Consider the following 13,097-nt stretch of genomic DNA (forward strand, 5'->3'; position numbering starts at 1 on the left):
CCGCTGCGTCAGTCCGTGAAGACGTTCGCCACGACGTCGTCGAGCAGATCGGTCGTCTCGATGTTCGACTGCTGGACGTGGATGCCGATGTCGCCCCGGGTGAAGTACGTGTCACCGTCCGTGACCGGGTACTGCGAGTTCTTCGAGACCTTCTGGCACAGGTACCCGTCGGACTCGTCGCCGCAGTCGTAGCCCTTCGCCGAGAGCTGCTCGAGCGCGTCGCGGGCTGCGGTCGGGTCGACGGCGTCGACCGCGATGGACAGGTACGAGATGTCGGCCTGCGGCTCCCGCCACACGCAGTACAGGCGCTTGCCGTCGCCCTGCAGCGCCGGGGTGAACGAGCTCTTCGGGATCGCGATCGGGTCGCCGACCACCGATGGGTCGTTGAGCGGTGCCGACGCGAATGCCTTGTCCCACTTGCCGGGCGTGATCAGGTCGGTGCAGCTGGCCGGGACGGTGACGGTGTCGTCGCTCGGGGCCCCGGTGTCGGTGGGGTTCGGAGCGGTCGTGGTGTCGGTCGGGCTCGGCGCCGTTGTCGGGTCGGCTGCGGTGGTCGCGGTGTCGCTCGCCGGTCCGGCCGGTCCGGCCTGCGCGCAGCCGGTCAGGGCGAGGCCCGCCGCCAGCAGGGCAGCGAGCGTGATCGTGTGGCGCATGGTTCCCCTTCGTCCGGTCGCGTCAGGTCGTGACCGTCGCTCACGAACGTACCGACCGGGGGCCGCGGTGGCTGAGACCGTCACCGATTCGTTGTCCCCCGACCCCGTCGGTCAGCGGCTGCGCCACCACCGCCGCGACCGCGACTGCGATCGCAGCCGACGCGCCCAACGGCGCACCGGGTTGGCCCGCCGGCCGTTCACCCGGAACGTGTGGAAGGCGCGTCGCGTCCGCACCCAGACGGACGGGAGGCCCGACAACGGTCGCGCGGACACCTGCACCGTGAGCACGGGGTCGGCCACCACCCGCCACGCCGGGTCGAGCTGCATGCTCAGGTCGACGTCGTCGTGCACCTCGGCATCGTCACGATGCGCTCGCCCGCCGACCGCGGCCCAGGTCGATCGGCGCATCGCCATCGCGGACCCGAACAGCGGCGGGTGCCCGAGCGCGCTCCACATCAGGACGAAGTACGGGCCCATGTACACGGCGTCCCACAGTCGTCGCACCACGGGGCCACCGCCCCGGGGCCGGCCCGGGCCGGTGACCGCGACGACCTCGGGGTCGGCCAACAACCGGACCGCGTCGGCGATCCAGGACGGCGGTGGGACGGAGTCGGCGTCGAGCCGCACGATGACGTCGCCGGACGCCTGGTCGTAGCCGCGCGCCGAGGCTCGGGCGATCCCGCGCACCGGCTCCGTGAGCACGACCGCACCGGCGTCCCGGGCGACCGCCGCGCTGTCGTCGGTGCTGCCGTTGTCGACCACGACGACCTCGTCGGCCGGCCGGGTCTGGGCCGCGAGGGCGTCGAGGCACCGGCGCAGGTGCACGGCGTCGTCCCGCACGGGGATCACGACCGAGACACGGGGCATCCGTCGATCCAACCGGTTGTCGCCTGTGCGGATTGCCGGACCGCGTTTCCCGGCATTCCTGGGTCCTGACCCAGAGGGCAGCGCGCACGTTCGATGGCGAAACGCCCCCGGTGCACGCCGGGGACGACGACAACCGGAAGGCCGACCATGACCACGAACCCACCCGGGAACGACTCCGGGACGCCCATCCACGACCGCACCGCAGCCTCCGAGGGCCACGAGGTCGCCCCCGGCGTGACGGTGCCGTCGTACGCCAGCGGTACCCCCGCCGCGCGACCCACCGACCCCGGTGCGCCCCGGACCTACGACCCGTACGGCGACAGCGCCGCCGAGGTGCCGTTCGACGCGCCCCTCGACGCCGTCCCGGCCGACGAGCAGCTCCCCGCCGTCCCGTCCGCCGCATCCGCCGGCAGCGCTGGCAACGCCAGCGGCGCGGGCAGCGCCAGCGGCTCCGGCAGTGACTCGGGCAGCGGCTCCGGCAAGGCCGACGCGGCGAAGGGTGCCGCGCAGGACGTCGCCGGTGACGCCAAGGAGAAGGCCGCGAACGTCGCGGGCACCGCCAAGGAGCAGGCGTCGAAGGTCGCCTCCGAGGCGACCGACCACGCCAAGCAGCTCTACGGCCAGGCGTCCGAGAACCTCAAGCAGCAGGCCGGCGAGCAGCAGCAGCGCGCTGCCGGCGGGCTCCGCTCCCTCGGCGAGCAGCTCGGCCGCATGGCCGAGAACGACGACGAGCAGGGCGTCGCCTCGAAGGTCGTCCGCGACCTGTCGGGCCGCGCGACCTCGGCCGCCGGGTTCCTCGAGAACCGCGACCCGGGCTCCCTGCTCGACGAGGTGAAGACCTTCGCCGCGAAGCGTCCCGGCACCTTCATCGCGATCGCTGCCGGCGCGGGCCTGCTGGCCGGACGCCTGACCAAGGCGCTCGCGACCGAGGTCAAGCACGAGAAGGAGGCCGGCGACGGCACCACCGGATCGGGGAGCGGCGTATGAGCCAGTCCGTCCCCGGCGCGACACCCCTGGGCGAACCGACGCCGGAGGAGCGCGCTGCGACCACACCGCTCGGTGAGCTGCTGTCCGACGTGTCGCGTGACCTCTCCAGCCTGTTCCGGCAGGAGGTCGCCCTCGCGAAGGCCGAGCTGACCGACTCCGCGAAGAAGGCCGGCAAGGCGGGCGGGATGTTCGGCGGCGCCGGACTCACCGCCGTGTTCGCCCTGCTGTTCCTGTCGATCGCAGCGTGGTGGGGCCTCGGTTACCTGATCGGCAACGCCTGGTCCGCCCTGATCATCGCGGTCGTCTACGCGATCGTCGCCGCGATCCTGGCCGTCCGCGGGCGCAAGGAGATCAAGGAGATCAAGGGCGCCCCGCAGACGGTCGAGACCGCCAAGGAAGTCCCCGAGACACTCAAGCCCAACACCGGGAGGAAGCCATGAGCACCCCAGACGAGATCCGCGCCGACATCGAGCGCACCCGCGGCGAACTCGGCTCCGACGTCGACGCCCTCGCCGACAAGGTCAGCCCGTCGTCCATCGCCCACCGCCAGAGCGAGAAGGTGAAGGGCCGGTTCCAGGACGTCCGTGAGTCCGTGATGGGCGCGGCCCAGTCGGCCCGCTCGAGCGCCTCCGGTTCCGCCTCGGGCGCGACCGGCCAGGCGAAGGACGTCGCGCAGAAGGGCGTCGAGAAGGCGAAGGGCAACCCGCTGGCCGTCGGCCTCATCGCGTTCGGTGCCGGTTGGCTGGTGTCGTCGCTCCTGCCGACCACCGAGAAGGAAGAAGAGCTCGCCGGTGAGCTGAAGGACAAGGCTGCACCGCTCGTCGACGAGGTCAAGGAGCAGGCGAAGGACGTCGGCTCGCAGCTCGGCGACGTGGCGAAGGAGCACGCGCAGGACCTCAAGGGGACCGCGCAGGACGCCGCGCAGACGGTCAAGGGCGAGGCGCAGGGGGCTGCGTCCGACGTCAAGGACAACGCGCAGGGTGCGGCGGACGACGTCCGCAGCAGCTGAGCGGAACCCGATGGACGGGAGGCACGGTGCCAGCTGGCACCGTGCCTCCTGTCCGTGAAGCGGTAGCGTTCCGGGCATGGACCCGATCGACGAGCTCGCTGCGGAGCTCCGACAGTCCATCGGCCGGGTCGTGCGTGCCGCACGCCGCGCGGCGGACGCGCTGCCGGCCACGCACACCACCACCCTCGGGTTCCTGCACCGCGAGGGCCCGATGACGATCGCGGAACTCGCGCGCCGCCGCGGGGTGAAGCACCAGGGGCAGTCCCGCACGGTCGGCGAACTGGCCGAACTCGGGTACGTCGACCGGACGGCGTCGGACACCGACCGCCGGGCGTCGGTCATCCGGATCACGGACGCCGGCCGGGCCGCGCTGCAGCGGGACATGGACGCCCGCACGGACTGGCTGGCCGACGCGATCCGCGAGGAGACCGACGCCGAGGAGCGTGCGCTGCTGCGCCGTCTGCCCGAACTGTTCGAGCGGGTCGCCCGCCGGGCCGACTGAACGACCCCTCACCTTCTCGGCAGCTGCAGAAGTACAACACGGCTGTACAGTTGTGTGCATGGAGTTGACGAAGTACAACCACGCCACCGTCGTCCTCGAGCAGGACGGCGTCACCCTCGTCATCGACCCCGGGGTGTTCACGCCCGAGGCCGTCGACCTCGTCCGCGGCGCCGCGGGCGTCCTCGTCACGCACGACCACCCCGACCACTTCGACATCGACGCCCTGCGCGCGGGGCTCGCCGCGAACCCGGACCTCGTCGTCCGCGGTCCGGAGACCGTCGTCGAGCATCTCGGCGAACACCACGGCCGGGTCGCAGCGGTGCACGCCGGCCACACGATCACCGTCGGACCGTTCTCCGTCCGGGTCTTCGGCGAGCAGCACGCGGTCATCCACCCCGACATCCCCTCCACTGCGAACGTCGGCTACCTGGTGGACGACGCGGTGTTCCACCCGGGCGACGCGTACCTCGAGCCCGGCGTCCCGGTGCCGACCCTGCTGCTGCCGACGAGCGGCCCGTGGACGAACACCGCCCAGGCCGTCGACTACGTGCGCGCCGTGGCGCCGGAACGGGCCGTGCAGATCCACGAGGCGATGCTGAGCGAGCTCGGCCAGCAGTCCGCCGCGCGCTTCCTCGGCCCGGACGGTCTCGGGCCGGTGCCCGTCCTGATCCTGCCTGCGGGGGAGACGATCACCGTCTGACGGACGCGGGCGGCCCCTGGGAGGCGATCCGGGCCTCCCGAGCAGCATGGTGGGATGGCCGACGCACCCACGACAGCAGTCCTCTTCGACATCGACGGCACCCTCGCCGACTCGAACTACGCGCACATCGACGCGTGGTGGCGGGCGTTCCTGGCGGCGGGGGAGTCCGTCGACGCCTGGCGGATCCACCGCGCGATCGGGATGGACTCGGCGAAGCTGCTCGAGACGCTGCTGCCGGACGCGTCCCAGGAGACCCGCGACACCGCCAAGCAGTTCCACACCGCCTACTACGCCGAGCAGATGCCGCGGCTCCGGCTGCTGCCGGGTGCACGCGAACTCCTGCAGGCCGTCGCCGAGGCCGGGCACGCCGTGGTCCTGGCGACCAGCGCGCCCGAGCATGAACTCGCCCGCCTGCGCGACCTGCTCGACGCGGGCGAGTGGGTCACCGCCGAGACCAGCTCCGAGGACGTCGAGCAGGCGAAGCCGGACCCCGGCATCATCCGGGTCGCGCTCGACAAGGCCGGGGTCTCCGCCGACGACGCCGTGATGGTCGGGGATGCCATGTGGGACGTCGAGTCCGCCGGCAAGGTGGGGGTCCGGTGCGTCGGCGTGATGACCGGCGGCATCGGCGGCGACGAGCTCCGCGGTGCCGGGGCGGCCGAGGTGTACGACGACGCGGCGGCCGTGCTCGCGGCGTTCCGCGCCGGCGAGGGCCCGATCGCGGCACTCGGCCAGCGCGCCTGACGGGCGGTGCCGGTCGCGCCCGACGGGCGGCGCCGGTCGCGCCTGACGGGCCGCCGGTTGCGCCCGACGGGCGCCTCGGTTTCCGCGTCGTCGGGCGCCCGTGCCAGGATCGACGTTCGTGATCACGATCGAACGCGTGTCCTGGGACGACCCCCGCAGCGTGGTGCTCCGCGCCCGCATGGACGACGAGATGCACGAGCGCTACGGGTCGGCGAACGCCGGCGAGGACCCGGCGGTCACCGCCGAGCGGGGTCGTGCGCTGAGCGTCGACCCGTCGACCGTCGTCACGTCGATCCTGGCCGTCGACGAGTCCGGCGAGTCGGTCGGGCACATCGCGGTCCGACGTCTGGGCGACGAGGTCGAACTGAAGCGGCTCATCGTGCTGGCCTCCGCGCGTGGCAAGGGTGCGGCCACCGCGCTGCTCGACGAGTGCGAGCGCGTCGGTCGCGAACTCGGTGCCCCGCGGCTCATCCTGCAGACCGGCGACAAGCAGCCCGACGCCGTGGCGCTCTACCGCAAGACCGGCTGGGACCAGATCGCGGTCTACGAGCCCTACGTCGCGACCATGCCGTGGTCGTTCTGCTTCGAGAAGGCCCTGTAGCCCGGCCCCTTCCCGTATTGCACTTTCGGCAGGAGAGTGCAATTCTAGCTCGGTGAGCACCACCGAACGCACCCGCGCGCTGCGCCGACGCATGATCGTCGAGGCACGTCGGGCGACGGTCGAACACGGGCTGCACGGGTTCACGATCGAGCAGCTCTGCGAGACCGTCGGGGTGTCGCGCCGCACGTTCTTCAACCACTTCGGGTCGAAGGACGACGCCGTGCTCGGCATCGAGCTCAACGCCGACGTCGAGGCGATCGACGCCTACGCCGCAGGCGGGATCGTCCCCGGCGAACTCGATCCCCTCGGCTCGATCGTCGCGCTGGCGATCGACCAGTTCCACCGGGTCGGCATCGCCCGCGCCGACGAGGCCCTGGTCCGCCGCGTGTTCGAGCGGGAGCCGGCACTCGTCGCACGGTTCCTGTCGGCGACCGACGTGCAGCTCGCCCGGATCACCGTGGCCCTGCGGCGACGGTTCGGGTGGGACGACCCCGCCGACCGCCGACCGCGCCTGGTCACCGAGGCTGCGGCCGCCTTGATGAAGGCCACCGCGACCGAGTACTTCGACGACGCGTTCGACGAGGCCACCGGGCCGACGTTCGACGCGCTGCTCACCGAGAACCTCCGCCTGCTCAGGGCGGTCACCACGACCGAACGGGAACACACCACATGAGCGCCACCGCGCCGGGCACCACCAAGCGTGCCCGCCCAGGCTCCGACGGCCCGCTGCTCCTGACGCAGCGTCGCATCTGGATCATCTTCTCCGCCCTGATCGCGGGGATGCTGCTCTCCAGCCTCGACCAGACCATCGTCTCCACCGCGATGCCGACAATCGTCGGCGAACTCGGCGGCGTCGCGCACCAGGCCTGGCTGACGACCGGGTACCTGCTCGCCTCCACCATCGTGATGCCCGTCTACGGCAAGTTCGGCGACGTCCTCGGTCGCCGCAACCTGTTCCTCATCGCGATCGCGCTGTTCACCATCGCGTCGGCCGGGTGTGCGTTCGCCACGGACTTCACGCAGCTCGTGGCGTTCCGCGCCATGCAGGGGCTCGGCGGCGGCGGCCTGATGATCCTGTCGCAGGCGATCATCGCGGACATCGTCCCGGCCTCGCAGCGCGGCAAGTACCTCGGCCCGCTCGGTGCGATCTTCGGCCTGTCCGCCATCGGTGGCCCGCTGCTCGGTGGCTTCTTCGTGGACCACCTCACCTGGAACTGGGCGTTCTACATCAACATCCCGGTCGGCATCGCGGCGTTCTTCGTGGCGTGGTTCGCGCTGACCCTGCCGAACAAGAAGGCGACGAAGCGCATCGACGTCCTCGGCGTGCTGTTCATGTCCGCCGCGACCACGTGCCTGGTGTTCTTCTCGGAGTTCGGTGGCAGCAAGGACCACGGCTGGGACGCCCCCGAGACCTGGGCCTGGTTCGCCGGTCTCGTCGTCTCGGCAGCGCTCCTGGTGTTCGTCGAGTCCCGTGCCCAGGACCCCGTGCTCCCGCTGTCGTTCTTCCGCAACCGCACCTTCCTGCTGGCGACCGGCATCGGCCTCGTGCTCGGTATCGGCATGTTCGCCGCGATCGGCTTCGTCCCGACGTTCCTGCAGATGGCCTCGGGCACCTCGGCCGCGGTCTCCGGCCTGCTGATGCTGCCGATGATGGCCGGCCTGATCGGCACGTCGATCGCCTCGGGTGTCCTGATCACCAAGACCGGGCGCTACCGGATGTTCCCGATCGTCGGCACGGTCCTGGTGGCCATCGCGATGCTCGCGATGACCCAGCTGGCGGCGGACACCCCGATCTGGCTGATCTGCGCGTACCTGTTCGTCTTCGGTGCGGGGCTCGGCCTGATCATGCAGGTGGTCGTCCTCGTCGCGCAGAACGCCGTGCCCGCCGAGCAGGTCGGGACCGCCACGTCGACGAACAACTACTTCCGCGAGGTCGGTGCCTCCCTCGGCACCGCCGTCTTCGGTGCGCTCTTCACCGCGCGGCTCACGACGTCGCTGACCGACGTGTTCCGCGGTGCCGGTGGGTCGGCGACCGATGCGGCGTCCTCGGCGGGGAGCATCGACCCGGCGACCGTCGCGGGCCTGCCGCCGGCGGTGCAGGACGGCGTCGTGAACGCCTACGCCGACTCGCTCGCACCGGTGTTCTGGTACCTGCTGCCGTTCATCGCGGTGGCGTTCCTGCTCGCGCTCTTCCTGCCGCAGATCAAGCTCTCCGACACGGCCGGCATGGTCGCCCGTGGCGAGGCCGTCGGCGGCGAGGAGGCCGATGAGCTCGAGCGGGCGCAGCGTGCGGCGCGTGCGGAGCACGCTGCGGCTCCGGAGGGTTCCGCACCGGGGCGGGACACCGACCGGTAGACGCGACCGACCGACGGACGGGAGGCCCGGTGCCAGCTGGCACCGCGCCTCCCGTCCGTCGCCCGGTCGCGCTCACTGCCGCGGCCGGCGTTTCGTGCTGAGCGACACCTCACGCGTTCCAGCGCGCATGAGCTGTCGCTGAGCGCGTGAGGTCGCGGTGATCCGGCGCTACGCGCCGGTGCTCGCGCGCGGCACGAGCCGCGTCGGCAGGGCTGCGGGCTCGGCGGCCGTGCCGTCGAGCGTCGCGAGGAGCCGCAGTGCTGCAGCCCGACCGAGGTCGGCACCGGGCAGCGCCACGCTCGTCAGGGCCGGCGCGGTGACCGACGACGACGGCAGGTCGTCGAAGCCCGCGACCGCGAGTGCGCCGGGGACGGCGATGCCGAGCGCGCCGGCGACCCGCAGGACTCCGTAGGCCAGGGTGTCCGCGGCCGCGACGACGGCGGTGACGTCGTCGTCCTGCCAGGCCTCGATGACGTGCTCGGTGGCCGAGGCCGCGGCCTCCACGGTCAGGTCGGCACGGGCGGTGACCTCGGAGACCGTGATGCCGGCGTCCGCGCAGGCCTGCTCGAACAGTTCGCGGCGCACGCCGAACGTCGCCGCCCGCGAGGTGCCGTCGAGGTAGCCCACGTGCCGGTGCCCCTGGTCGTGCAGGTGGGCGACGAGGTCGTGCACGCCGGTGGAGAGGTCGTAGTTGACCGCCTCGGGGCCGCCGGGGGCGTCGAGCAGCACCACGGGGACGCTCGCCGACATCGGCTCGTCGGCGGCGGGGGCGTCGACCAGGATGCCGGCTGGCCGGAGCCGTTCGAAGCGCCGGACGTCGGCCGCGACGGGCTGTGCACCCCGCTCGGTGACGGAGAGCACGAGCTGGAACCGGTCGCCCAGGGTGTCGCGGACGCCACGGATGACCTCGGCGAAGAACGGGTTCGACAGGTCGGGGGCGATGAACACGACGAGGTCACCGCTGCCGCGGGCCAGCGAGCTGGCGGCGTGGTCGACGACGTAGCCGAGGTCGTCCACGGCGCCGCGGACCCGTGCGGCGATGGGGGCGGAGACCCGCCCGCGGTCCTTGCCGTTCACGACGAGGGAGACCGTGGCGATGCTCGTGCCCGCACGCTCGGCCACCATCGCAGCGGTCACACGACGGCTCGGGGCGGCGGGGGAGGGCACTCCTCGATGCTAGCGAGCGTGGTGGTCGAACTTGACGTCAAGCGTTTGACGTGTTTCGATGTCAAACGCTTGACGCGCCGCGTCGCCAGCGCTCTGCCGGCCCGTGGATCCCCACCACGTCGAGCACTCACCTCGATTCCCCGAAGAAGTGGAGCGCCCAGCGTGCCCGATGCGACCCAGCCCGCCGCGAAGATCATCCTCGACTGCGACCCCGGCCACGACGACGCCGTGGCGCTCCTGCTCGCCCACGGCAGCCCCGCCATCGACCTGCTCGCGGTGACCACCGTCGTCGGCAACCAGACCCTGCCGAAGGTCACCCGCAACGCCCTGGCCGTCGCCCGCATCGCCGGCATCACCGGGGTGCCGTTCGCCGCCGGAGCCGCCCGCCCGCTGCTGCGCCAGATCGAGGTCGCACCGGACATCCACGGCGAGAGCGGCCTGGACGGCCCGATGCTCCCCGAGCCGTCGTTCGACCTCGACGAGCGCCATGCCGTCGACCTGATCATCGACACCGTGATGGCCCACGAGCCCGGCACGGTCACCCTCGTGCCGACCGGCGGCCTGACGAACATCGCCCTCGCCGCCCGCAAGGAGCCCCGCATCGTCGAGCGCGTCAAGCAGGTCGTGCTCATGGGCGGCGGCGTGCACGTCGGCAACTGGAGCCCGGTCGCGGAGTTCAACATCGTCATCGACCCCGAGGCCGCGGCCATCGTGTTCGAGGCCGGTTGGGACGTCGTGATGGTCGGCCTCGACCTGACGCACCAGGCCCTGGCCACCCCCGAGGTCGCCGCGCGCATCGCGGGCGTCGGCACCGCCCCCGCCGCGTTCGTCGGTGAGTTGCTCGACTTCTTCGGCCAGACCTACAAGGACGCCCAGGGCTTCGACGCCCCGCCGGTCCACGACCCCTGCGCCGTCGCCTACGTGATCGACCCCACGATCGTCCGCGCCGTGAAGGTCCCGATCCACGTCGAGACCCAGGGCGCGCTGACCCTCGGCATGACCGTCGCCGACTTCCGCGCCCCCGCACCCGAGGACTGCCGCACGAGCGCCGCGATGGAGCTCGACCACGGCCGGTTCTGGGACCTCGTCGTCGACGCCCTCGAGCGCATCGGCGAGACGGCCGACACCGGCTGGACCCCACGTGCCGCCGCCGACGCCGTCGAAGCCGGCATCACCACGACCCCGGAGCGCTGAACCCCCATGACCACCACCTCGACGAAGAAGTCGATCGGCGCCCTCACAGCTGCGCTCCTCGCCGCGTGCATCGCGTTCCAGCTGAACGCGAGCATGCTCAGCCCCGCCCTCGTCACGATGGCGCGCGAGCTCGACACCGACGACGCCACCATCGGCCTGTCGCAGACCCTGTACTTCACCCTCGCGGCGCTGTTCTCACTGTTCCTGCCGCGGCTGTCCGACATCGTGGGCCGCAAGCGCGTCCTGATCGGCATGCTCGCCGTGATGCTCGTCGGCAGCATCGTCGCCGCGCTCGCGGTGAACGTGCCGATGCTGTTCGCCGGTCGCATCATCCAGGGCGTCACCGGTCCGGTCGTCCCCATCTGCCTGCTCGTCCTGCGCAACGAGATCAGCGACCCGAAGCGCTACGGTGCCGCCCTCGGGCTGCTGACCGCGGTGAACGGCGGCATCGCGGGCGTCGACGCCCTGGCCGGCGGGTGGATCGCGACGAACTTCGGGTTCCGCGGGATCTTCTGGGTCATCGCCGTCGTCACCGTGATCGCCCTGCTCCTGGTCGCCGTCTGGGGGGTCGAGTCGAAGCCCTCGGCCGGCACCCGGATGGACTGGGTCGGCGTCGTGCCCCTCGTGGTGAGCGTCGGTGCGCTGCTCACGGCGTTCAACGAGGCCGGCAAGCTCGGCGCGGCGAACCCCGTGCTCGTGGTCGGTGGCGTCGTCGTCGCGCTCGTCGCCTTCGCCGTGTTCTGGGCCGTCGAGTCGCGGGTGCGGGAACCCCTGGTCGAGACCCGGTTCCTGAAGCGCCGTGCGACCTGGGCGCTCCTGGCGACGACGTTCCTGACGATGACCGGCGTCTTCGCCGTGGTCAACGGACTCGTCACGAGCCTCGCGCAGAACGGTGACGCCGGCTTCGGCATGGAACCCGACCTGGCGTCGCTCGTGTTCCTCACCCCGTACGCGCTGGTCGGATGGATCGTCGGACCCTTCGCCGGGCGCCTCGCCCCGACCATCGGGTACCGCGCGGTCCTGCGCGTCGGGCTGATCGGCAGCATCGTCTCGACCGTCCTGATGGCATTGGTCGGCGTGCACTCGCTGCCCGTGCTGGTCACCGCGACGGTGCTGATCGGCATCACCTACGCCGGCATCGCGAACATCATCCTGAACGGCCTGGGCATCGTGCTGTCGCCGGAGTCGAACCCCGGGTTCCTGCCGGGCCTGAACGCCGGTGCGTTCAACCTCGGCGCCGGGGTCAGCTTCGCCGTCCTGCCCGCGCTGCAGATCGCGCTCGGCGTCGGCGGTTCCGCGGGCACCGCCGGGTACTCCGGTGGCATGCTGCTCGGGGCCGCGATCACGACCGTCGCGCTCGCGATCTCGTTCCTCATCCCCCGTCCGGAGGGTGCCGAGACCACGTCCGTCGCCCCGCAGAAGGAGACCGTCCGTTGACCGAGAGCATCGTCGTCGTCGGGTCGCTCAACGCGGACCTGGTGGTCCGCACCGCGCGCTTCCCCCAGCCCGGTGAGACCCTGCAGGGCTCCGACCTCGCGATCCTGCCCGGGGGCAAGTCCGCCAACCAGGCGGTGGCTGCCGGGAGGCTCGGGGGCACGGTGCGCATGATCGGTGCGGTCGGCGACGACGGGAACGGTGTGCTGCTCCGCGACTCCGTCGCGGCTGCGGGTGTCGACACGACGCACGTCGCGATCCGGGAGGGCGTCGCGACCGGCACCGCCGTCATCACGGTCGACGCCGCAGGCGAGAACACCATCGTGATCTCCGCCGGGGCGAACGGCACGCTGACGCCGGACGACGTGCCGGCCGACGTCTTCGCCGGCGCCGCGGTGCTGGGGCTCTGCCTCGAGGTGTCGATCGACGTCGTCCTCGCCGCCGCCCGGGCCGCGCACGCCGCCGGGGTCACGGTGCTCACGAACCTGTCGCCGTTCGGTGCCGTGCCGGGCGAGCTCCTCGAGCTGACCGACGTCCTGCTGGTGAACGAGCACGAGGCCGCGGCGCTCGGTGACCACGGCGTCGCCCGGTCGATCGTCACCCGTGGTGGTGCCGGCTGCGTCGTGCACGACGGGGGTGCCGAGCCGGTGTCGATCGACGCCGTCCGGGTCGAGCCGGTGGACACCACGGGCTGCGGTGACGCCTTCATGGGTGCGGTGGCGCTGCGTCTGGCCGCGGGGGACACCCTCGTCGACGCGGCTCGGTTCGCCGTGGGGGTCGGGGCGTACGCCGCGACCAAGCCGGGCGCACAGGCCTCGTACCCGACCACCGCCGAGCTGGAGGCGTTCCTGCGGGCGTAGGACGGGCCTCCCGGCCGTGGGGTG

The 13,097-nt window shown here is 72.1% G+C and carries 15 protein-coding genes; 12 read left to right on the forward strand and 3 right to left on the reverse strand.

What is annotated here, in order from left to right; all coding sequences use genetic code 11:
- Positions 1 to 8: 8 nt before the first annotated feature.
- On the reverse strand, positions 9 to 653 hold the full coding sequence (locus tag DEJ20_RS01605) for a hypothetical protein (RefSeq protein ID WP_111236153.1): 645 nt from the start codon (positions 651 to 653) through the stop codon (positions 9 to 11).
- A gap of 111 nt (positions 654 to 764) precedes the next feature.
- Complete coding sequence (locus DEJ20_RS01610) at positions 765 to 1,520, reverse strand: glycosyltransferase family 2 protein (RefSeq protein WP_111236152.1); 756 nt, start codon at positions 1,518 to 1,520, stop codon at positions 765 to 767.
- Positions 1,521 to 1,667: 147 nt separating this feature from the next.
- On the opposite strand from DEJ20_RS01610, the gene DEJ20_RS01615 reads away from it, so the two are divergent.
- The 9 genes from DEJ20_RS01615 to DEJ20_RS01655 all read left to right on the forward strand — a co-directional run bounded on the left by DEJ20_RS01615 (position 1,668) and on the right by DEJ20_RS01655 (position 8,418).
- On the forward strand, positions 1,668 to 2,507 hold the full coding sequence (locus DEJ20_RS01615) for a hypothetical protein (protein WP_111236151.1): 840 nt from the start codon (positions 1,668 to 1,670) through the stop codon (positions 2,505 to 2,507).
- On the forward strand, positions 2,504 to 2,947 hold the full coding sequence (locus DEJ20_RS01620; protein WP_051597109.1) for a phage holin family protein: 444 nt from the start codon (positions 2,504 to 2,506) through the stop codon (positions 2,945 to 2,947). Before DEJ20_RS01615 ends, DEJ20_RS01620 begins: the two co-directional genes overlap by 4 nt.
- Positions 2,944 to 3,516 carry a DUF3618 domain-containing protein gene (locus DEJ20_RS01625; RefSeq protein WP_111236150.1) on the forward strand — a complete coding sequence of 191 codons (573 nt, stop codon included), beginning with the start codon at positions 2,944 to 2,946 and terminating at the stop codon, positions 3,514 to 3,516. The genes DEJ20_RS01620 and DEJ20_RS01625 overlap by 4 nt, the downstream gene beginning before the upstream one ends.
- A 76-nt stretch (positions 3,517 to 3,592) precedes the next feature.
- Positions 3,593 to 4,018 (forward strand): MarR family winged helix-turn-helix transcriptional regulator, encoded by a 426-nt coding sequence (locus tag DEJ20_RS01630; protein ID WP_111236149.1) that lies wholly within the window; start codon positions 3,593 to 3,595, stop codon positions 4,016 to 4,018.
- Between the two features lie 58 nt (positions 4,019 to 4,076).
- A complete protein-coding gene (locus DEJ20_RS01635) occupies positions 4,077 to 4,718 on the forward strand; it encodes an MBL fold metallo-hydrolase (RefSeq protein ID WP_111236148.1) in 642 nt (213 codons plus the stop codon).
- Between the two features lie 54 nt (positions 4,719 to 4,772).
- A complete protein-coding gene (locus DEJ20_RS01640; protein ID WP_111236147.1) occupies positions 4,773 to 5,462 on the forward strand; it encodes an HAD family hydrolase in 690 nt (229 codons plus the stop codon).
- Between the two features lie 118 nt (positions 5,463 to 5,580).
- A complete protein-coding gene (locus tag DEJ20_RS01645; protein WP_220035021.1) occupies positions 5,581 to 6,063 on the forward strand; it encodes a GNAT family N-acetyltransferase in 483 nt (160 codons plus the stop codon).
- A 52-nt stretch (positions 6,064 to 6,115) separates the two neighbouring features.
- Positions 6,116 to 6,736, forward strand: coding sequence for a TetR/AcrR family transcriptional regulator (locus DEJ20_RS01650; protein WP_220035020.1), 621 nt, complete (start codon positions 6,116 to 6,118; stop codon positions 6,734 to 6,736).
- Positions 6,733 to 8,418, forward strand: a complete 1,686-nt coding sequence (locus DEJ20_RS01655; protein WP_111236146.1) for an MDR family MFS transporter — start codon at positions 6,733 to 6,735, stop codon at positions 8,416 to 8,418. The genes DEJ20_RS01650 and DEJ20_RS01655 overlap by 4 nt, the downstream gene beginning before the upstream one ends.
- A 168-nt stretch (positions 8,419 to 8,586) precedes the next feature.
- Here DEJ20_RS01655 and DEJ20_RS01660 read toward each other — a convergent pair whose 3' ends face one another.
- Complete coding sequence (locus DEJ20_RS01660) at positions 8,587 to 9,585, reverse strand: LacI family DNA-binding transcriptional regulator (protein ID WP_258377227.1); 999 nt, start codon at positions 9,583 to 9,585, stop codon at positions 8,587 to 8,589.
- A 162-nt stretch (positions 9,586 to 9,747) separates the two neighbouring features.
- Here DEJ20_RS01660 and uriH point away from each other — a divergent pair, with 162 nt between their 5' ends.
- The 3 genes from uriH to DEJ20_RS01675 are packed head-to-tail and all read left to right on the forward strand — an operon-like array spanning position 9,748 to position 13,073.
- A complete protein-coding gene (uriH, locus tag DEJ20_RS01665; protein WP_027467145.1) occupies positions 9,748 to 10,779 on the forward strand; it encodes a uridine-preferring nucleoside hydrolase UriH in 1,032 nt (343 codons plus the stop codon).
- Positions 10,780 to 10,785: 6 nt separating this feature from the next.
- Positions 10,786 to 12,216 carry a uridine transporter UriT gene (gene uriT / locus DEJ20_RS01670; RefSeq protein ID WP_111236145.1) on the forward strand — a complete coding sequence of 477 codons (1,431 nt, stop codon included), beginning with the start codon at positions 10,786 to 10,788 and terminating at the stop codon, positions 12,214 to 12,216.
- A complete protein-coding gene (locus tag DEJ20_RS01675; protein ID WP_111236144.1) occupies positions 12,213 to 13,073 on the forward strand; it encodes a ribokinase in 861 nt (286 codons plus the stop codon). The genes uriT and DEJ20_RS01675 overlap by 4 nt, the downstream gene beginning before the upstream one ends.
- Positions 13,074 to 13,097 lie beyond the last annotated feature (24 nt).

It is taken from the genome of Curtobacterium sp. MCSS17_005 (assembly GCF_003234225.2).
GTDB classification, from domain to species: Bacteria; Actinomycetota; Actinomycetes; order Actinomycetales; family Microbacteriaceae; genus Curtobacterium; species Curtobacterium flaccumfaciens.